Genomic DNA, 18816 nt, shown 5'->3' on the forward strand with positions numbered 1-18816 from the left:
GGTCCAGTCCTGGTTCAGGCAGTCTGCCTGCCGTCAACGCCCCCGCGCCCGACAGTGGAAGCCCTGTGCCTACCGGAGCGGCTTCCAATAAATGCCGAAAGCAGCGAGTTGCTCGTCCGACTGTCTTACTCGTTCTGCAGCATTCACTTCAGACTGCGCGGCCGTCAGTGCCGCCAGAATCTCGACGGCGGCGAACGCCGGCGCCATGCTGCGGAAGAATGACTGCGAATTTGCCGTAACGATGATGGTCTCCCGCGCGATCCGGGCCAGCGGCGACACGCTGCTATCGGTGATTGCCACCACGCCGACACCCTGCCTGGCCGACTGGCGCGCCACGTCGATCGTCGTGCGTTCATAAGGCGACATGCCCACAGCAAGGAGGACGTCGTCCCGTCCCGCACCCTGCAAGGCATCCAGACCATGTCCGCCCATCTCGCCGACAAGCGTCACCTTGCGGTCACCGCCAGCCAGAAACGACATGATGTGAACGAAGTGGTTCGCAACCGGATAACCGGATCGCGAGCCGAGACCGAACAGATTGCGTGATCGTGCAAGGAGCTCGGCGGCGGCGGCGAATTGCGAGGCATTGCCGTACTCACCCAGACTTGAAATCTGCGCCGCGAGCGTGTCGGCGACGACGCCTGCAGTCGAATATCCCGGATCGCCGTCGTCCTGCCCCATACCCTGTCGCGCCGGCTCACCGGCGCCTGTCTCACGCAGCGCGCGCGCATAAAGGCTGCGCATATCCTCGTAGCCTTCAAGGCCAAGCCATCGCGCCAAGCGCATCATCGTGCTGTGCGAAACGCCGGCCTGGTGCGCCTGCTCGCGCATCGACATCAGCGCGACATCCTTAGGATGATCCAGCACGAAACGCGCGGCGACCCGCAACTGCGGCGGCATATTCTCGAAGCGTTCGACCAACAGCTCCGCCAAAGGACCTTGTTCCATTCTAAAATACCCCATTCACCCCGATGGCAGATTACTCCCCGAATGGCGGCAATGCAACAGTTGGAACTGAAGTGGTCCATATATTCCAAGTGGACTTTCATTTTCGATCATGCTGCCTTAAGCTGCTTTCGCAACCTGCCGGATCGCATCGTCGTGATTCCGGGGTTTGTAACTTGAATGGTCCCTCAAGGAGACAATCATGGCGCCTACCCCTCCCGTTACATCCGGCTCTGCCGGGTCGCCGGAACAGAACCTGGACAAGATGATCAAGCATCAGGAACGCATGTTCAGCCTCGAGATCACAAAAGAGATCGCGAAATCCCAACATGACATGCTGATGAGCACCGCAAGGACGCTCGGCCAGTCGGCTGAAAAGGCCTAAGGGGATTCTCGAACCCTGCGCCGCCGCAAGCAACCGGCGGCGTACTTTGCACGGCAGGAATGTTTCGACGCCGCTGTCAGGCTGCGTCTGAGTTGTCATCGGCGGGAGATGAAGTGGCATGACCGCTAATTCTATCGGCAAATATTGGGATGCAGCGCCCGCGCGCCGGCTCCGTTCGATTATCGCCCACGCCCCGGGATCCGGACATTCCATTGCGCTCAGCGTAACTCATGGATTTCACGCGGGCGCCCAACTTAGTCTGGTCGAGCCTCTGTATACTGTCGGCTCCAGCACGGAGTCCGACATTGTCCTCAGGGATGCCGGCATCGCGCCGGTCCACGCAAGGTTGCGGCGCAAGGGCAGCCAGATTGAAATCGAAGCCGTCGGCGGCGACGTCACACTCGCCACGGGCGAGATCATCCATGAGGGCCAGGGCAGCCGCGGCAAGCTGCCGCTCACGATAGGTATCGGCGATGCCCATATCCGGCTGATCAACCCAGAACGCCCGCCGAATCGCTGGTCCGTTTCTGATCGCCCCCTCCTGGTTGCAGGCAGCGTTCTCTTTGCCGTGTTCGCTGTCTCCGTCGCTGCGAATGGGTTCTCTCTCGCCAAGCCCGACATTGGCAAAAACATATCCGCTCAAGACCGTGAACCGATCAGAGTGGCCTTTGCTGGCGAGGCCGGGCAAAGTGTCCTGAACGATTCATCGCCAACGCAAATACCCAGTGCCACTGAGGCGGAAAGCCAACTCAGGCTGCGCCTCGATCAATCTGGCATCAGCACATTGGCTGTTCAGCGATCACCTGGACGGCTCGTGGTCTCGGGTATGATCCCCAATGACAAGGATGATGCCTGGACCGAAACGCAATCCTGGTTCGACCAGACGTTCGGCGCGCACATTCCCCTCGTCTCCAATGTTATGATCGGCAACGCCGAACAGGCTCCGCGCCTGAGGCTGCAGGCGATCTGGTACGGCGAGCGGCCCTACGTCATCGCCGCCGACGGCGTACGCTATCATGAAGGTGCATTCACGAATGACGGCTGGACCATCAAGTACATTGGCGAGACGGAACTTCTCCTGACGAAGGGCGGCGCCACGGTCGCGCTGAAATATCCGTGAACCGCCGGCTTGAAGGGCCGCGGTTCGATACGGCAAGGATCGATACAGCCGGCCGCGAGGTGCGGCAGGCGGAAGGTGTGCGCGGTCAGGCGATCAACCGGCGGCGGATGAATGGCGTCGACAAAGCCGCAAGCCGTGCTCAGGGGACGACATCGGCCGCTGGTACGGAAAAGCCACAAAACGCCGAATTCCAGCCCTCTCGAGGCACAAATAGCGAATCGCTCGACGAGGCACTCATCAATTTCGTCATGCCGGGTATTCCCGAGCCAGCCATCCTGCGTCGCTCCGTACCTATTCTCCAGCATTTTGTAACGCATCTGGTTCCCGGTCTTGAGGGTGGCGAGCAACTCAAGACACTTGCCAGAACGCTGATGGAGGATGAAATCGAGCGTCATCGCGATCTGCTTGCCCGGATACAGGAAGGAATCGAAACCTGACCGATCCGCGTGACACAGTGCATCTGCTGCATGTCCTGGGCTATCTCTACGGCTGTCACGGGCAGGCAAAGCGGGGCGCGGCATACCTGCTTATCGCCGCACAGCTGTCGCCGGGAAATGCCGGCGTCCTGCGGACACTGGCGCATCTGCTCATACTCGATGGCGAAGCGGACAAAGCGCTTGCAACAATTGCCAGGCTGGAGACGCTGGAGGGAATGGACCACCCGACACTAGCGCTGCTGAAGAGCCGCGCGTTGCTTGTGGCCGGCCGCAGGGCCGAGGCGCACAATGCCTTGCGAAGCTTCCTATCGCATCGAGCCGCCGAATGACGGTGTCGGAGCGACTTCTGCACTTCCTTGCCAAGCTGTCCCGCCGCAGCGATCTGGTCATTGCCGTCCTGATGCTCGTCGCAGTGGTGATGATGCTCATCCCCTTGCCGACCTTCCTCGTCGACATTCTCATCACTGCCAATATCGCCGTCAGCGTGCTTATCCTGCTGGCTTCGTTTTACGTTTCTCATCCGCTCCAGTTCTCGTCGCTGCCATCGGTCATCCTCATCGCTACCCTGTTCCGGCTGGCGATCACGATCACGACCACGCGACTGATCCTGCTTCAGGCCGACGCAGGCGAGATCGTTTCCGCCTTCGGTACTTTCGTCGTCGGCGGCAGTATTGCGGTGGGCCTCGTCGTCTTCCTGATCATCACCGTCGCGCAGTTCATCGTGGTTGCGCGGGGTGCGGAACGCGTTGCCGAGGTTGCCGCGCGCTTCACCCTTGATGCGCTTCCGGGCAAGCAGATGAGCATCGATGCGGAGTTGCGCAACGGAGACATCGACCAGGCGGAGGCACGCCGTCTGCGCCAGCAGCTTGAGCGCGAGAGCCAGCTGTTCGGCGCGATGGACGGCGCCATGAAATTCGTCAAAGGCGACGTCATAGCCGGCATTGTCATCATTCTGGTCAACCTGATTGGTGGTTTCGCGATCGGAACGCTGCAGCACGATATGTCGCTGGGAGACGCCGCCGCGACCTACTCGCTGCTCACCGTGGGTGACGGGCTGGTCGCGCAGATACCGGCGCTGCTCGTCGCCGTGGCCGCCGGCACGATGGTGACGCGCGTCGGCAGCGCCGACGGCACGAGCGACCTTGGCAGGCAAATAACCAGCCAGTTGCTGCGGGACTCCCGCGCTCTCGCGCTCGCGGCAGTGATCATGGTCGGCCTTGCCATAGTGCCGGGGTTTCCGTCCATTGTATTCCTGATCCTTGGCGCCTGCTTCGGCGCGGGCGCCTATGCAATCAATCGCCGCACCGCCCGGGAGTCTGAGATCAAAGACATCGGCCAGGCAGGCATGGCCGAACAACCGGGAAATCCGGCGCTTTCAGCAAACCCCATCGAAACACTGCCTTCTTCGTACCGCATCGTCGTACGCTTCGGAACCGAACTCGGACGCTCAATCCCGGAACCCGAATTCGCCGCGCTCGCCGACGGCGTGCGCCGCGAACTCTTCGGCGATCTCGGTGTCGACGTTCCCGCTATCGGCCTGCAGGTCGACGAGATGCTTTCAGCGCGAGGCATGCGCATCGATCTGGAGGGGGCACCCATCCTGGATGCCGAAATCCCCGCCGACCGCGTTCTTGTCGAAGCGGACCCAACGAATCTCGATCTGCTCGATGTGACTTACGAAAAAGGTTCTCAGATTGCCGGTCAGCGCAAATTCATGTGGGTCGATGATCGCCACATTTCGGCATTGAAGGAAGCCGGCTTCGTCTTCTCCACACCGGCGCATACAGCGGCCAAATGGACCGGAAATGCACTTCGGCTCTATGCTGGCCATTTCGTCGGGATCCAGGAGACCCGCAGGCTCCTGTCGGAGATGGAGCCGGAATATGCGGATCTGGTCAGACAGGCGCAGGAGATCGTGCCGCTGCAGAAAATCGCTGAGGTGCTTCGGCGACTCGTCGGCGAAAACGTGCCGATCCGCAACCTGCGCCTGATCCTCGAAGCGCTGATCGAATGGGGTCAACGCGAACAGGACGTCGTCCTGCTTACGGAATGCATCCGCACGTCCTTGAAACGCCAGATCAGCTTCCGCTTCGCTGGCCGCAGCAACATCATCGCAGCCTATGTTCTGCAGCGCTCGGCCGAGGATATCCTGCGAAACGCGGTGCAAAGCACATCGACCGGCACGTTCCTGAACCTTTCGGATAACGCTGCGCAGGCTTTGGTCACCGAAATCGAACGCGCCTTGTCGCAGCACGCCACCGATGTCTCACCGATCGTCCTTGCGGCGATGGATGTACGCCGTCACATGCGAAGCCTGCTCACGCACAATGCCATTGAACTCCCGGTTCTGTCCTTCCAGGAACTCGCACAGGAATTCAACGTCCAGCCATTGGCCACGATAGCCGGGCGCTCGAGCATGGAACGCAATGCCTCGCAGTCGCTGCCATCGGCTGCGGCGAAAGCCGGACAAGAGGCAGCCTCATGACGCCGGCCGGACGGATAGGGACAGTTGGGGGAACTACATGCTCAAGACGGGAACGGCATGACAATCCACGATACCGCAGCAGGCGTTCGATCCGCCAGTTTCGCCGGGCGGATGCGCTGGCTCGCTATCGCGACGGTTGGCGTCTTGCTGGCGCTTTTGTTCACACTTGCCGACACGATGGCACAGGACATGTCGCCATTGCCGAGCAAGCCAACGGTCGACCTGCCGGTCGGGCAAGGACGCCTGCTGCGCTTCAATGAACCCGTCGAATCCGTCCTGATCGCGGACACCACGATCGCGGACCTTCAGGTCGTGTCGCCGGGAATGGTCTATGTCTTCGGCCTAAAGCCCGGCCTGACCAACCTCATTGCAATCACAGCCGATGAGCGGGTCGAGGCAACGGCCCAGTTCCGCGTCACCCCCGATGTCACGCCTGCCAACGAAGCGAAAGACGCAATGCAGCCGAACTCGGCGACAAATCTCTCCATTTTCGGAACCCGCATTGTTGCGACCGGCGAGGCACGAGGCGTCGAAGAGGCAACGGATGTCGACAACATCGCCCGTACGTTCTCGCCGCCGGATCAGCCGCCGCTGAACGACATGACCGTGCAGGGGTCGCAGCAGGTCAACATCCGGGTCCGCTTCGCCGAAGTCTCACGCACTGAACTGCAGTCGTACGGCGTCGATTGGTCTGTCGGGTACAGGAGCGGCGGCTTCGAATTCAACATGTTCCAGGACAATGGTGTGCCCTCCGGCACCGGTAATTTCGGTTTGAACATGGACCAGACGCATGGCATCAACTTCGACATTCTCATCGAAGCGCTGCAACGCAACGGCATCGTCAAGATACTGGCCGAACCGAACCTGACGGCGATGACCGGTCAGACCGCAAGCTTTCTTGCCGGCGGCGAAATTCCGGTTCCGATTCCGCAAGGAACTGACGTCGTTACCGTTCAATACAAGCCCTTCGGCGTTTCCCTCGGGTTCACCCCTACGCTGATCGGCCGCAATCGTATTGCGCTCCATGTTCAGCCGGAAGTCAGTTCCTTGTCGGAAGCAGGCTCAGTAAGCGCCAATGGCTTCGCCATGCCGAGTTTCGTCGTGCGCAGGGCCGATACCACGGTCGAAGTGGCGAGCGGCCAGACCTTTGCGATCGCCGGTCTTTTCCAGCAGCGGACGTCGCGTAATCTGGAAAAGTTTCCGGTTCTCGGCGATGTGCCGGTCCTTGGCCCGCTTTTCCAGTCACAGCGTTTCCAGCGCGAAGAGACGGAACTGGTGATCCTGATCACGCCTTATCTGGTCGAGCCGGTGCGCGACAGTCTCGCCACGCCGCTCGATCGTCCGGCAGCCAAGCGGCACAGGAAGCGCGCCAATGACGCATCGGCGATGGGCCTGATCATCAAGTAGTGGGGAACGGAACATGACATTTCGCATCGCTTTGTGCTCTGTTCTTCCAGCGCTGCTTCTGGTCGGCTGCGCGAACCCGCAACAGCCGCAGGACTATTCTCCCGGCTACAGCTATGTTTCAACCGACACCGGCGGTTCCGAGAAGGGCGTCGGCGGCTCCGTGCTTGCTCCAAATGCATGTCTGAACGAACCGGCCGATGACGACCGTTCTGCCGCTGCGACCGATCTGACGATCGTCTCCGGCGTCGGCTCCCACCTGCCGTCCGGTTGCGCCAACGCCTACAACCTTCAACGCATGGCCGAAAGCCAGCGTGACCTCGTCGAGGGCCGGCGCATGGGGGCGGCGGCGGCCGCACCGACTGCAAATGCCGCCCGGCGCTACCTCAATGGCGAAGAGGCTCCCATGGGTGGAGCCAATAGCGGGCCGCTGACGCCGCAAACAACGCTCCCGGTCGAGTGAGCCGATGCGGCCTTGCCCGCGGTGCACTACTTTATCCGGTTGTTTTGGCGTCGGGCTCGACCCAAATCGGCTTCGCGCGTTCCGGTTCGCTGCGCTAGCCGAGGATAGAGCCGAGCGCTTTCGCCCTGGCCTGTGTGCTGCCCTTCGACCGGATGGTTCTGGCACGCGCAAGCAAGGTATTCACCTCCTTGGTCGCCAGGCCGATCGGCGGCGAGGCCCTGACCTGATCGGCCTGGCCAAGAAGTCCGTAGACCACCACGACGTTGCGCTTGTGATGCAACTGCGCATTGGGTGCGGCGGAGATCTTCTGGACCAGCGGGAGTGCTGTGGTGGAATTGCCTTCGAGCGCTGCGGCCAACGCCATGTTGCTCTCGACGTCGAGATCCCCCGGCGCAAGTTTCAACGCCTGAGCAAAAGTGGTCTGCGCCTCCGCCGTCTGACCGGCGAATGTCTGCGCCACGCCCAACCGATTGTAGGCGCTGCTAGTATTGACCAGCGGCGCGGCCTGCGCGAGCGCGCGCATGCCGGCATCGATATCGCCCGTTTCCATCATCGCCGAGCCAAGCCCGAGCATTGCCCCTCCGTCATTGGGCGCTTTTGCGAGCGCGGCCTGATAGGCTCTGGCCGCCTCGGCGGGATAGCCGGCTCGCATATAGGCCTCGCCCGCCTTGACGAAGGCGCTCGGCTTGGCATCCGGCATCGCTGCCGCGCGCTGGTAGAGCGCGATTGCGGTCCCACTGTCTCCCTGCGCATGTATATCGTCCGCAAGCTTGATCAGACGCTCCGATTGCGACGACGGGCCTTGCGCCTTTGCCTGCTCGGTGTCGGTTTTGGTCGTCTGACAACCGGCCGCCGCCAGCATGGCGACGACGGGCAAGAACACGACGTGCAGCCGCATATCCACCTCTCCGTATTCAAGCCCGCCGCACCTTACACACGGCCTTGGCCGACTGGAACCACAACAGTGCGATAAGATTGCAACATGGCCGAAGAAGCTGAGGAAAAGAAACTACCGGCGTCCGACAAGAAGCTTCGCGACGCTCGCCGGAAAGGCCAGGTTTCGCAAAGCCGCGACCTGGGCTCCGGCTTCACGCTTTTCGCAGCGCTTGGCTATCTTTATTTTGCCTGGCCAACGCTCGTCGAGCACCTTTCGGAACTCGTGCAGACCGTGACCGCCCCCGGCGATTCGTTCGGGGAAATCAGCCAGCGGGCCATCCGCCATTCGTTGTCATTGCTGACGCTTGCCACTTTGCCGCTCGTCGGAATCGTTGTCGTTCTCGCCGTGGCCTTCGGCATGCTGGGGACGTTCGGGCCGGTCTTCTCGTTTGAGCCGCTCAAGCCGCAATTCGATCACATAAACCCGGCCAAGGGCCTTCAGAAGACCCTGTCGCTGCGCAACGTCATCGAGTTCACCAAAGGCCTGGCCAAGGTGGTATTGCTGGCCAGCCTCTTCGCATTCATTTTGATCGCGTGGCTGCAGCCGCTCTTCGATGCTCCAGGATGCGCTCCGTCATGCCTGGAGCCGATCATCAAGGCGGTGCTGACACCACTTGGAATTGCCGCCGCCCTGGCCTTTGTCGTCATCGGCGTGATCGATGTTCCCATTCAGCGCTGGCTGTTCCTGCGCGACATGCGCATGACGACAACTGAATACAAGCGCGAACACAAGGACCTCGAAGGCGACCCGTTGATTCGGCATGAACAGCAGCGACAGCGGCGTGAGACCGTGATGCAACCTGCGAAGCTGGGCGTGAAAAACGCGGTCATCGTCTTCGTGGCTGGCGACCGCGCAGTGGCGTTGCGTTACGTCAAGGGTGAAACGCCGGTGCCGACGGTCGTCGGCAAGGGCCAGGGCCGAGCGGCCGACGAGATGATGGCTCAAGCACGCCAGGCAGGTATTCCCGTGGTCGAGGATGCGGCCGTCGCCAGCCCACTCTTCGAAAATACGAACACCGGAGCTTACATCGGTCAGGAAATGTTCTCACCGGTCGTACGCCATCTTGTCCGGCTCGGGCTCACTTGAGGCATGCTCGAACCGACCTTGCCGCAATGCCTAAGCAGGGCGGCAAGGTCAGCAGCGACCTATTTGGCTGGACCCAAAAGGACGTCGAGATCGACCGCGTCCGCCATCGCCTTGTATCCAGCGTCGTTGGGATGGAGGTTATCGCCGCAGTCGTAGCCGTCGCGCAGGTATCCAGGCTTGGCCGGGTCTTCCATCACCTTGTCGAAGTCGATCACGCCATCGAAGCCACCGCCGGTGCGGATCCATTCGTTCACAGCGACGCGTATCTTTTCCTTCTCGGGTGTGTAGTAACCCTCGGTAGGAAGCCCTTTGAAGGTGTCGGCGAAAGGAGTCAACGTCGCGCCGACAATGCGTACGCCATGGGCATGCGCGCGGTCGATGAGCTGTTTGTATCCGGTGATAATCTCTTCGGCGGTCGGTTGCTTGTCGTCCGGCGTAATTGCATTTTCGCCGGGCCAGCCGATATCGTTGATGCCCATCATTACGACGACGGTCGAGACTTTGGGATGGCTCAGGATATCAGAATCGAAACGTGCCAGAGCATTGACACCCATACCGTCGGTCAACACCCGATTGCCCGAAAAAGCTTCGTTAACCACCGCGACCTTGCGGTTGGCCTCCTGCAATCGCCTGGCGATATGGTCTGGCCAGCGATTGTTGGCGTCGGGGGTCGAGCAATTCCCATCTGTGATGGAATCGCCGAAAAACACGACCGCCTGCGATTCCGGTGCGGCGTCGACCCATATATCGCTCAGAAAAAGGCGCGATTTGAGCGTGCTGTCAGCCTTGAACGCCGCGTCGTTTGTGAAATTGCCCGGGCCGGAGATGTAGGCGGTCTGCACACCATCCCAATGCACCGACGAGAGCGCCGTCTTCTTCGGCAGGAAGATGCTGACCGAGATTTCGGAAAGCGCTTCTGCCGGGAGGGCGACGGGGTCGCTGAGGATCGGGGCTCCCGGCGGAATGACCACAGAACTCTTGCCGCCCCAGGTGATGGGCTTCAGCGTCGCCTGATCGACGTCGCCGTCCTTGCCTGCTATTCCCACGCTGCCGGCGCCGATAGTCAGCGGCCTAGCGCCGAAAGCATTCGATAGGACGACCCGGACGCTATTGCCGCCAACGCTGATGCGGGCAACTTGGCGGACGGTCTGATTCTCCAATACCTCCGGCACTCCGAAAGGCGCAGGAACATCATCCGACCAGCGCGGAGCCGGTGTGGCAGCCCAAGTGGTGATCCAGGCTCCCCTTTCGGTGCCCTGTGCCGAAAAACCTGCGATCGCGGAACCGGCCGCCACAGCCGCACATATCACCATGGTCTGACGCAGACGCCGTTTCCTTCCTGCTGCGGCAGAAAGCGCCGATGAAACCTTACCTGCAAAATTAAAACACCTATCGAGCCGCATTTTTATCTCCTCCTCGAGACATGCTGGTAATGCCGCCGCCCACCCTTATTATTATGACGGGCTGTACAGGGAAAGAAATTGAACTTCCGTTGCGATCTTGGACCAGCGTCAGGAGCAAGGATTGCGAGAGTGGAAACTGGGTGCTGCCTTATAGTCGGAACTCGCGCACTAAACTCCGCTGTTGGCTCTGTGCTCGTCGCCGCCGACCGATTCAAACGGCAAGGTTGCACGCATCTCGGCCATGCCGTCGTCGAGATCAAAACGGTCGCGCGCCTCCAGAGCCTTTGGATCACTGGACCGGGCATCGATCAGTCGAACATGTCCGAAGGCCTGACGAAGCCTGACCATCTTGACGTACTGGCTGCAGAACGGGCATTCGCCGTCATGAACGATCGCGACGCCCTCTCCGGATTCACTGGCGGACATCGATTCTGGGCCCCAATGTCTGGGTCATGAGCCGCCGCACAACCTTGCCGTCTGCGACATCCAGGCAGACGGTATCGACCAGGTATCGATACGCCACGATGTCGCGAGGCTCCAACGCCTCAAAAGCGCGGTGCAGGAATGGCATGGAATAATGATGGTGGGGATAGAGGTTGTAATCAACCGGAATAGCCGAGTTCGCCAAGTTCCTGGCGCGATTGTGCTGCCCAAGAATAAACAGCGCCGGGCGGGTTGCATCGTAGTCAGGCGGCGTGATTGGCAGTTCGACTGGATAGGCGCACTCTTTGGTAAGCTTCATGACCTCATAGTTGGACGAGGCAACTTCCGAAGACTTTGGCTTCACCTGCCTTATCCCGATCTGGCCCCAAGCTGAGGTCGGAACGTGGCCGGATTCATGACGATATTCCTGATAGCCGAAGTGACGGCCATAGAGCAGATAGGAGGCGTCGCGGAAAAAGCTCGGTGCGACCCGCACCCAGTCACCTTCTTTCGTCAGCGCCTCGAAATGTGCTTGCCGGATTTGCCTTGAATCGTACCAGCCGAGCCGCGCGTTATAAAAGACCGCGTGGCCGAATATGGTGACAACAATCCCGGTTACGACGGCAATTGTAGAAAACGATTTTTCCTTCATTCTCGTCAGAGCCGCAACGATCAGACCGTTCAAGATGATCCAGTGCAGAAAAAGAGCGCCGCTCAGAAGGAATATCCCGATATGCATGAGATCGAAGAACGCGGTCAGGCCGATGAGCCATCGCCGGCGCAAAAACGCGAGAAAGCATAGAAGCTGCGCAGCAAGGATAACGACATTCATCGGAATCTGGACCGCCCTGACTGCTTCATAAGCAAGAGCGAGCAGGGATTCGGAAAAGCCCAACGGGGCCGCGCCTAACCCGTACCCAGCCAGCATGATGGAACTGGTCGGGTTCTCCAGGATCCAGCTCATCGGCCCTCCGTCAAGCGTGACCTTCGCCATCCCGGACATGAAGTAGTTGCCAAAATGGGCGCCGATCCCGGCAAGCAGCAGTATGCCGGCAGCTTGGGCCGCGAAATCCCTGGTTCCGAGTTCGTTGAGGCTGGGCAGGTTCCTGGTGAAGAGCTTCAGCCGGCTCAAACTCTGCAGCAGGCTAAGGGCCAACAGGCCACAGGCCAGGAAGAGACCGGTCTCAATCAACGGCGCATAGTCGTTGCGGCCCAGTTCCTCAGCACCGGAAACTGCCCGTGTGACATCCTTGTGGAATGCGAAATAGATCATCGGGAAAATGGCGAAGGATGGCCGCAGGATCGAAAAACAGGCCGCCGCTAGCGCGATCAGGCGAGAATAGATGAGTACATTGCCCAACGCGTCGGCGCGAGCTGCGTCGGCGATGCCGAGTTCGTCTCCAAGCCCGAAGCTGAAGAGGCCCAGCGTTATCGTCAGGCCGACGACGATAATTCGCGCAGCCCGCGCCTCGGCGGGATAGCGCACGAATGCAAAAAGGCAGCAAAGTAGAGCCAACCCGATGGCGCTTACCGTGGCGAGGGCAGGATCGTGCCACGCCACGCGGGATGCTGCCTTCTCGTACAACAGGATCGGAACGACCCCGCACAGGAACGGGAAAAAAAGAAGGGCTGCAAGGACACAGCGCTCAACGGGTGAACGCTCGATGCCGACTGACGGCCAACGCCGGGCGCTGCCCGCTCCGATGCTCATCCAATGCTTCTCCCGTCTTCCGGAATTTTCATCTCACCTATTCGGTTTTCGGTGCTCACCTTTCCGGTGACGGGATGAGCCCTCACGCGGCCGCACATTGTCGCCGGCATATTGCTGCACTGCAACAGGACGCGTACTACAACCTAAACGCACAGGCAACGACGAAAGTTCAAGATGTCCCTGGCTCAATGCGCGCGCGCAATTGCACCAATTATCGATGAATGCCCGCGTTAAATTGCCGATCTGTCGCAATTTAAGTCCAATAACAGCAACAGCGATCGCCCAGCCCTCGTCACCATGCCCGGTGTTGAGCCAGGGTATCGGAGGCTCAAAAAAATGTTGCCTAACTACCCAAAGTAGTGGCAAATATTATGTAGCAGTGCCTAAGAGTGCGATGCAACATTGGATTTGTCTCGCTGACCTGCAGGAAACCGATCGCATCGGCGTCGGGTGCAGGTATCAGTGGCTGCAGGGGCCATGGACAGTGGTACTCGACACCCGGGCCAAACAGGTCGCCAACGAGCACCATGATATCGTCGTGATCGGCGCTGGCTTCGATTCAGCGTTTTTCCTGCACCCGTTCGTCGGACGGAGGAAAGCTCGTGTTCTCGTCCTCGAATGGGGGCGCCACAACACGCATGATCGGCAGCTCGAACGAGGCGCAGACAGCAGTATCCGGGACGAGGACAGCTACTCCGGCAGACCGTGGAATTACACGATCGGCCTGACAGGCGGAACCGACTGCGGGTTCGGGCAGAAGCCGCCGTTCCATACTAACGACTTCAGGCTGAAAGGCCTCTGCGGCATCGGTCTCGACTGGCCGATCAGCTATGACGATCTCGAGCCTTTCTGCTGCGCGGCCTGGGCGGTGATGCCCGCGAGAAGCTTTGCCAGGTGGAGAAAACACTATGACGGTGTTCTATGATAGCAGCCGTCCAGACGCTTTCGCCGGCGGTGCCGGTTCGGACGCAGTCACTTACGGCGCTTCGTCCCGTGGAGTCATCGCCGATTTGGCTTCCGGTCATGCTTACAAGTTGCTGAAGATACTGCCGCTGGGCGATTCCATTACATATGGAGTGATCGCGAGCTCTTCCGATACCGAAAGCGGCGGATATCGGAAGTTTATGCTGGAACAGTTGGACGCACTCAATGTGAAGATCGACTTCGTCGGTTCCTCGTCCAACGGCCCCGCCAGCATGGGCGATCGGGATCACGAAGGTCACCGCAACTGGACGCTCAATCAACTGAACGGCATCGACAACGATGTTGTGGCAGCGACGAAACCCGACGCCGTGCTGCTGATCGCCGGAACAAATGACAGCTCGACCGATAGCGTGCCAACGATGCTGAAGGATCTGCGCACCCTTTTGCTCAGCCTGACCTCCAGCGATCCCGCTTTAACCGTCTTCGTCGGATCCTTGCCTCCCGTTCGCGTCGGCCAACAGTCACAAGCGCGTGCAGACCGTGTCGATGCGTATAACGATGCAATGCCCGGTCTGATCTCTGAACTGGCCGCCCAAGGGCATAAGGTCATCTTTGTCGACATGCGTGATCTGACACCAGATGACATCACAGCACCGCCGCTTGACAGCGGACTGCATCCGACTGCCGATGGCTATGCGAAAATCGCCGCGCATTGGATAGATGCCCTGGAGGAACACTTCAGGCTGGACGGAACCGGCATCGGAAGAGACCGCGATACCTTCACCGGCATTGAAAATCTTACAGGGTCTTCCTTTGCCGACCAACTCGGCGGAAACGAGGGAGCCAACGTGCTGGATGGGCTGGCGGGCGATGATTTGCTGGAGGGCCGCGGCGGCTCCGACCAACTCATCGGCGGGGTCGGCGCCGACACGCTTGTCGGCGGCGCGGGTAATGACGTCTACTATGTCGACAACGCCGGTGACAAAACCATCGAGGCGGCCAATGGCGGCATTGACGAAACGCATGCTTATACAAATTGGACCCTGGCCGACAACGTCGAAAACCTCTTCCTGAGGTCGGCTGCCAATCTGGCGGCAAAAGGCAACGGGCTCGCCAACACCATGGTGGGCAACGGCGGAGCGAACACGCTCGAAGGCCTCGGCGGCGCAGATCGGCTGGACGGCCGAGGCGGGTCGGACCGACTCGCCGGTGGCCTCGGCGCCGATATCCTCACCGGCGGAACGGGAAACGACAGCTTCGTCTTCGCCGCCGGCCATGGCCACGACACCATCACCGACTTCGACCTTTCCGGCGATGATCTCCTGGAGATTTCAGGCTACCAGAGCTACAGCGAACTCCGGCAGGTCGGGAGCGACACGCTGGTCGTCTTTTCCGACAGTGACACTGTTCGCCTGAAAGACGTAACCAGCGCCTCCTTGAGCAGTTCGGATTTCGTCTGGATCGATCCACTCGACGAGCCGCCGCCGGGGTCAATCGTAGGGGACGACGGCAACAATACGCTTACCGGCGGTTCCGGTGCGGACGTCATTTATGGAATGGACGGCAGCGACATCTTGAACGGAAAAGCGGGCGCCGACACGCATGTCGGCGGCGCGGGTGATGACGTCTACTATGTCGACAATGCCGGTGACAAAACCATCGAAGAGACCAATGGCGGCTTCGACGAGACGCACGCTTATACAAACTGGACCCTGGCCGACAACGTCGAAAACCTCTTCCTGAGGTCGGCTGCCAATCTGGCGGGAAAAGGCAACGGGCTCGCCAACACCATGGTGGGCAACGGCGCAGCGAACACGCTCGAAGGCCTCGGCGGCGCGGATCGGCTGGACGGCCGAGGCGGGTCGGACCGGCTCGTCGGTGGTCTTGGCACCGATATCCTCACCGGTGGAACGGGAAACGACAGGTTCGTCTTCGCCGCCGGCCATGGCCACGACACCATCACCGACTTCGACCTTTCTGGCGATGATCTCCTGGAGATTTCAGGATATCAAAACTACAGCGAACTCCGGCAGGTCGGGAGCGACACGCTGGTCGTCTTCTCCGACAGTGACATGCTTTCACTAAACGGTGTCCTCGTTGCAAGCATCTCGAACAGCGATTTTCTCTTCGTGTAGAGCGGCATCTCCCTACGCGATGTCAAAAGACAGTCGCTGACATGCGGTCTCTTCGCGCAATTGCCCTTCGTCGTTGCCTCGACCTCTTTGCTTTTATCTTCCCGTTTCGGTCTCGATCACGACAAGGCGGTCGGTACCAGACTCCGCGCCCCATACCTCGCCGGAGCGACCGTTGATCTGACGCACGTTGGCATTGTCGCGGTCGGACGGGAAGCTCGCGAAGGTCTGCGTTTCCGGGTCGAAGCGGACGATGGCGTTAGCGCTGAAATCGGTGAGCCAGACCTTGTCGCATTCATCGACATAGACGGCATAGGCCTGTGGCTCGCCTCCGGGCAGCTTCCAACTGCGCCAATCATTCGCTGCCGGATCGAAGACGCTAACCTGGCCGGTTCTCCATTCGCTGACCCAGATGCGGCCTTTGGAATCCGACCAGACGCGGCGGGCGCCCTGATCCGCGGTCGGCGGGTCGATTGGGGAAGCCTCGCCGGTCGAAAGATCGATCCGGGCGATGTGGTTGCCGGCGAGCGAGGCGTAGTAGACCTCACCGGACGGTGTGGTCGTGATCCCGTAGGGGCCGCGACCACGGGGCGCGTTCCAAACTTCGACCATGCCGCTCGCCGGATCGAGCTTGCCGTAAATGCCCTCCTGCCCAGTGAACCAGAGCCTCCCGTCCTTGTCGAAGGAACCGGTATTGAGGTTCGCGTAGCCGTGCCCCTCGGGGAGCGGAAAGGCCTTCACCGCTTCCGTCTCAGGATCGACGCGCACGATGGCGTTGAGGCCGCTGTCGGTCACCCAGGCGGCGCCGTCGGGACCAACGATCACGCCGTGCGGCGCCGAGCCGTCGCCAAGGGCGATGTGCTTGACCGCGCCTGTATCAGGATCGAGCCGCCCAAGCGCGCCTTGTCCCTGGGCGGTGTACCATACGGACCCATCCGGCGCCGGAGCGACATCGTGCGGGCCGGCGCCCTCCGGAACGGGATAGTAGCGGACCTCCTCCGAGGCGGCACGCGAGGCCACCGAGCAGAGCAGCGCGGCGAACAGCGCCGACGCAATCGTACGAAACATGGCGAACTCCTCACATCGCGAGTTTCAATTTGCACAGCGAGCGATCCACGATCCTTTTCGCGCCGCTGCGGCGGCCGAGCCGCAGATGCCGAGCTCGCCGTGCCGCTTGCTGATCAAAGTCAGGAGCTAGTGTAGCCCCTGCCCTCGCCCAGGCCTGCAAACCCAGAATCGTCGATAGGCGGTAGCATCGTGGGAAAACGTGGATACGACGACGGATCGCGGCCAAAACCAGACCTGGCATGCGGAAGGCGTCAGCTTTGCCGCAAAAGTGAACGCGCCAACTCTTGCCATTCCTGTTCAAGCGTCAAGGTCGACGGCGCGGCGTCGCAGCGACGATACCAATATTCCGCATTCGATTGATCGCCTTCCTTGCGATGCAGGTAGGCATGCACGCGCATACCCGCAGTATCGTCGCGCAGCTGCGCACGTTCGTGCGCCTTATCCCAATCGCCCTTTGCATCCCACCAAAGCGCCTCCAGGGCTGGACTCAAGCCGGCGGGCGGCTGTGATTTCGCGATCGAATCTCTGAAGGCTTGCAGATCCATTCTTCCCCCGACGTGAGGTAATTGGGCGGCCGATAATAATCCCGGATTCCCCAACAGCAAAGTCGCACCGCGCGCAGCAAGAAGGCGGTGCTCTTTCTGCGTGCCATCGTCCAATCTCGGGGGTACAAAAAAGCGCCGGCGATTACCGGTCGCTCGCGGTAGCTGGCTGGGCGGCCCGTGACGCTAGGCCATAACTCTTTCCCGACGCGTTCCGGCGGCAAGCTGACCGCTTGGGCAAACAGTCGACCCTTAGCTGCTTCATTTCGCAAGCTGCCGAGCCGCATCTGGGCCAGGAGGTTGCGCCGGCCGGTCTGGCGGTGCTCCAACTCCACCGGGAGCCGAGGGTCCTGGGGATGCTCGGGGCTGCGCGAGTGCGTTGCCATCTCGCCGGCAGTGTCCGGTGCGGCGACCTACGACGCCGACGTAAAGGACTTTACCGAGCGATCCGAGCACGACCGGCACCACTTCCGGTTCATTATCTTCCCGGAGGATGGCGTGGAGATGCCCGAGCACACGGGAAAGGCATCATTGAACGATCAAACGCGAGTAGCCAAGAGCAACAGACTCTAATGCGGTGCGATTGAGAATTGTCAGCGAGCCGTGGTCGTATTGGGTCAGATCCCGCCGTTCCCATTCTCTCAGGCAACGATTCACTTTCGCTCGAGACGCCGGGATCATTGCCGCGAGGTCGGTCTGCGAAATGTGGATGCTCAGAGCTCCATTCACGGTAGCCGTGCTGTGCGGGGTCTCAGTCAATCGCAAGAGCGTGCTCGCCAATCGAATGGATAGGGCACTGGACGCACTGTGGATCACTCGCTCTTGCGCGTCGTGCGTTGCTTGGCATAAGTACGGGATCACCTTCAGTGCGAGATCTGGGTGCTTGTCGAAGACACTAGCCATGAAAGCTGCTTCGATTTGGAGCAAATCGCTGTCCACGACTGACGCAGCGTTCATGTTACTGTGTCGCGCGATGAACAATCTAGTCAAGTCGAAAGTGTCACCGGGACCGAGATCAGAAAAGATGAATTCTCGGCCGTCTGAGAGGGGAACACTAAGACGAACTTTTCCGTGAATTATGTAGTAAATATAACGCGGTATGTCCCCAAGGTGAGTTAAGACTTTATTCTTTGGAACCCTCCTTAGGATGGCTGCTTTCGCCATTTCACTAAGAGTATCTTGCCCAAATTGCCGAAATAAGCGTATTTTGTTCAGCTGTTTGACCCGAACCTCAGCGCCATTTTCTGCCATGGCTCCCTCTCCCTCCCTGATAGGGTAAGCGCCCCAGCCCCCAAGAGCATTGCCTTGACCACCTCGTTGAACGAGTCCGACCTCCAGTCCGTTCTCGCGC

At 60.3% G+C, this 18816-nt stretch carries 18 protein-coding genes; 10 read left to right on the forward strand and 8 right to left on the reverse strand.

The window, feature by feature from the left end:
- Positions 1-69: 69 nt before the first annotated feature.
- Positions 70-933, reverse strand: coding sequence for a MurR/RpiR family transcriptional regulator (locus AC0L3I_RS06190; RefSeq protein WP_473484962.1), 864 nt, complete (start codon positions 931-933; stop codon positions 70-72).
- A gap of 214 nt (positions 934-1147) precedes the next feature.
- Between AC0L3I_RS06190 and AC0L3I_RS06195 the strand changes: the two genes are divergently transcribed.
- From AC0L3I_RS06195 to AC0L3I_RS06225, 7 genes are all read left to right on the forward strand, one after another.
- Positions 1148-1330, forward strand: a complete 183-nt coding sequence (locus AC0L3I_RS06195; RefSeq protein WP_095491776.1) for a hypothetical protein — start codon at positions 1148-1150, stop codon at positions 1328-1330.
- Positions 1331-1448: 118 nt separating this feature from the next.
- Positions 1449-2450, forward strand: coding sequence for a SctD/MshK family protein (locus AC0L3I_RS06200; RefSeq protein ID WP_473526307.1), 1002 nt, complete (start codon positions 1449-1451; stop codon positions 2448-2450).
- 59 nt (positions 2451-2509) lie between these two features.
- Entirely contained in the window at positions 2510-2887 is a 378-nt protein-coding gene (locus AC0L3I_RS06205) for a hypothetical protein (protein ID WP_473526308.1), read from the forward strand.
- Positions 2888-2904: 17 nt separating this feature from the next.
- Positions 2905-3216: a tetratricopeptide repeat protein gene (locus AC0L3I_RS06210; protein WP_244602868.1), complete on the forward strand. Its 312-nt coding sequence runs from the start codon at positions 2905-2907 to the stop codon at positions 3214-3216.
- A complete protein-coding gene (sctV, locus tag AC0L3I_RS06215; RefSeq protein WP_473526309.1) occupies positions 3213-5372 on the forward strand; it encodes a type III secretion system export apparatus subunit SctV in 2160 nt (719 codons plus the stop codon). Before AC0L3I_RS06210 ends, sctV begins: the two co-directional genes overlap by 4 nt.
- A 57-nt stretch (positions 5373-5429) precedes the next feature.
- Positions 5430-6779, forward strand: a complete 1350-nt coding sequence (locus AC0L3I_RS06220) for a type II and III secretion system protein family protein (RefSeq protein ID WP_473526310.1) — start codon at positions 5430-5432, stop codon at positions 6777-6779.
- 13 nt (positions 6780-6792) lie between these two features.
- On the forward strand, positions 6793-7239 hold the full coding sequence (locus tag AC0L3I_RS06225) for a hypothetical protein (RefSeq protein ID WP_473526311.1): 447 nt from the start codon (positions 6793-6795) through the stop codon (positions 7237-7239).
- A 94-nt stretch (positions 7240-7333) separates the two neighbouring features.
- On the opposite strand, the gene AC0L3I_RS06230 is transcribed toward AC0L3I_RS06225, so the two are convergent.
- Positions 7334-8137 carry a tetratricopeptide repeat protein gene (locus tag AC0L3I_RS06230; RefSeq protein WP_473526312.1) on the reverse strand — a complete coding sequence of 268 codons (804 nt, stop codon included), beginning with the start codon at positions 8135-8137 and terminating at the stop codon, positions 7334-7336.
- 84 nt (positions 8138-8221) lie between these two features.
- On the opposite strand from AC0L3I_RS06230, the gene AC0L3I_RS06235 reads away from it, so the two are divergent.
- Entirely contained in the window at positions 8222-9262 is a 1041-nt protein-coding gene (locus tag AC0L3I_RS06235; protein ID WP_473526313.1) for an EscU/YscU/HrcU family type III secretion system export apparatus switch protein, read from the forward strand.
- A 59-nt stretch (positions 9263-9321) separates the two neighbouring features.
- Here AC0L3I_RS06235 and AC0L3I_RS06240 read toward each other — a convergent pair whose 3' ends face one another.
- From AC0L3I_RS06240 to AC0L3I_RS06250, 3 genes are all read right to left on the reverse strand, one after another.
- Entirely contained in the window at positions 9322-10665 is a 1344-nt protein-coding gene (locus AC0L3I_RS06240; protein ID WP_473526314.1) for an SGNH/GDSL hydrolase family protein, read from the reverse strand.
- 168 nt (positions 10666-10833) lie between these two features.
- Complete coding sequence (locus tag AC0L3I_RS06245; protein ID WP_473526315.1) at positions 10834-11091, reverse strand: DCC1-like thiol-disulfide oxidoreductase family protein; 258 nt, start codon at positions 11089-11091, stop codon at positions 10834-10836.
- On the reverse strand, positions 11078-12799 hold the full coding sequence (locus AC0L3I_RS06250) for a hypothetical protein (RefSeq protein WP_473526316.1): 1722 nt from the start codon (positions 12797-12799) through the stop codon (positions 11078-11080). The genes AC0L3I_RS06245 and AC0L3I_RS06250 overlap by 14 nt, the downstream gene beginning before the upstream one ends.
- A gap of 484 nt (positions 12800-13283) precedes the next feature.
- Between AC0L3I_RS06250 and AC0L3I_RS06255 the strand changes: the two genes are divergently transcribed.
- Both AC0L3I_RS06255 and AC0L3I_RS06260 read left to right on the forward strand, forming a co-directional pair.
- Complete coding sequence (locus AC0L3I_RS06255) at positions 13284-13724, forward strand: hypothetical protein (RefSeq protein ID WP_473526317.1); 441 nt, start codon at positions 13284-13286, stop codon at positions 13722-13724.
- A complete protein-coding gene (locus AC0L3I_RS06260) occupies positions 13708-15858 on the forward strand; it encodes a GDSL-type esterase/lipase family protein (protein WP_473526318.1) in 2151 nt (716 codons plus the stop codon). Before AC0L3I_RS06255 ends, AC0L3I_RS06260 begins: the two co-directional genes overlap by 17 nt.
- A gap of 93 nt (positions 15859-15951) precedes the next feature.
- Here the strand turns inward: AC0L3I_RS06260 and AC0L3I_RS06265 are convergent, their stop codons facing one another.
- The 3 genes from AC0L3I_RS06265 to AC0L3I_RS06275 all read right to left on the reverse strand — a co-directional run bounded on the left by AC0L3I_RS06265 (position 15952) and on the right by AC0L3I_RS06275 (position 18716).
- A complete protein-coding gene (locus AC0L3I_RS06265; protein WP_473484936.1) occupies positions 15952-16923 on the reverse strand; it encodes a Vgb family protein in 972 nt (323 codons plus the stop codon).
- Positions 16924-17174: 251 nt separating this feature from the next.
- Entirely contained in the window at positions 17175-17468 is a 294-nt protein-coding gene (locus tag AC0L3I_RS06270; protein ID WP_473484934.1) for a hypothetical protein, read from the reverse strand.
- A 525-nt stretch (positions 17469-17993) separates the two neighbouring features.
- Entirely contained in the window at positions 17994-18716 is a 723-nt protein-coding gene (locus tag AC0L3I_RS06275; protein WP_473526319.1) for a Crp/Fnr family transcriptional regulator, read from the reverse strand.
- Between the last annotated feature and the right edge of the window lie 100 nt (positions 18717-18816).

This window comes from Mesorhizobium sp. WSM4840 (genome assembly GCF_055811755.1).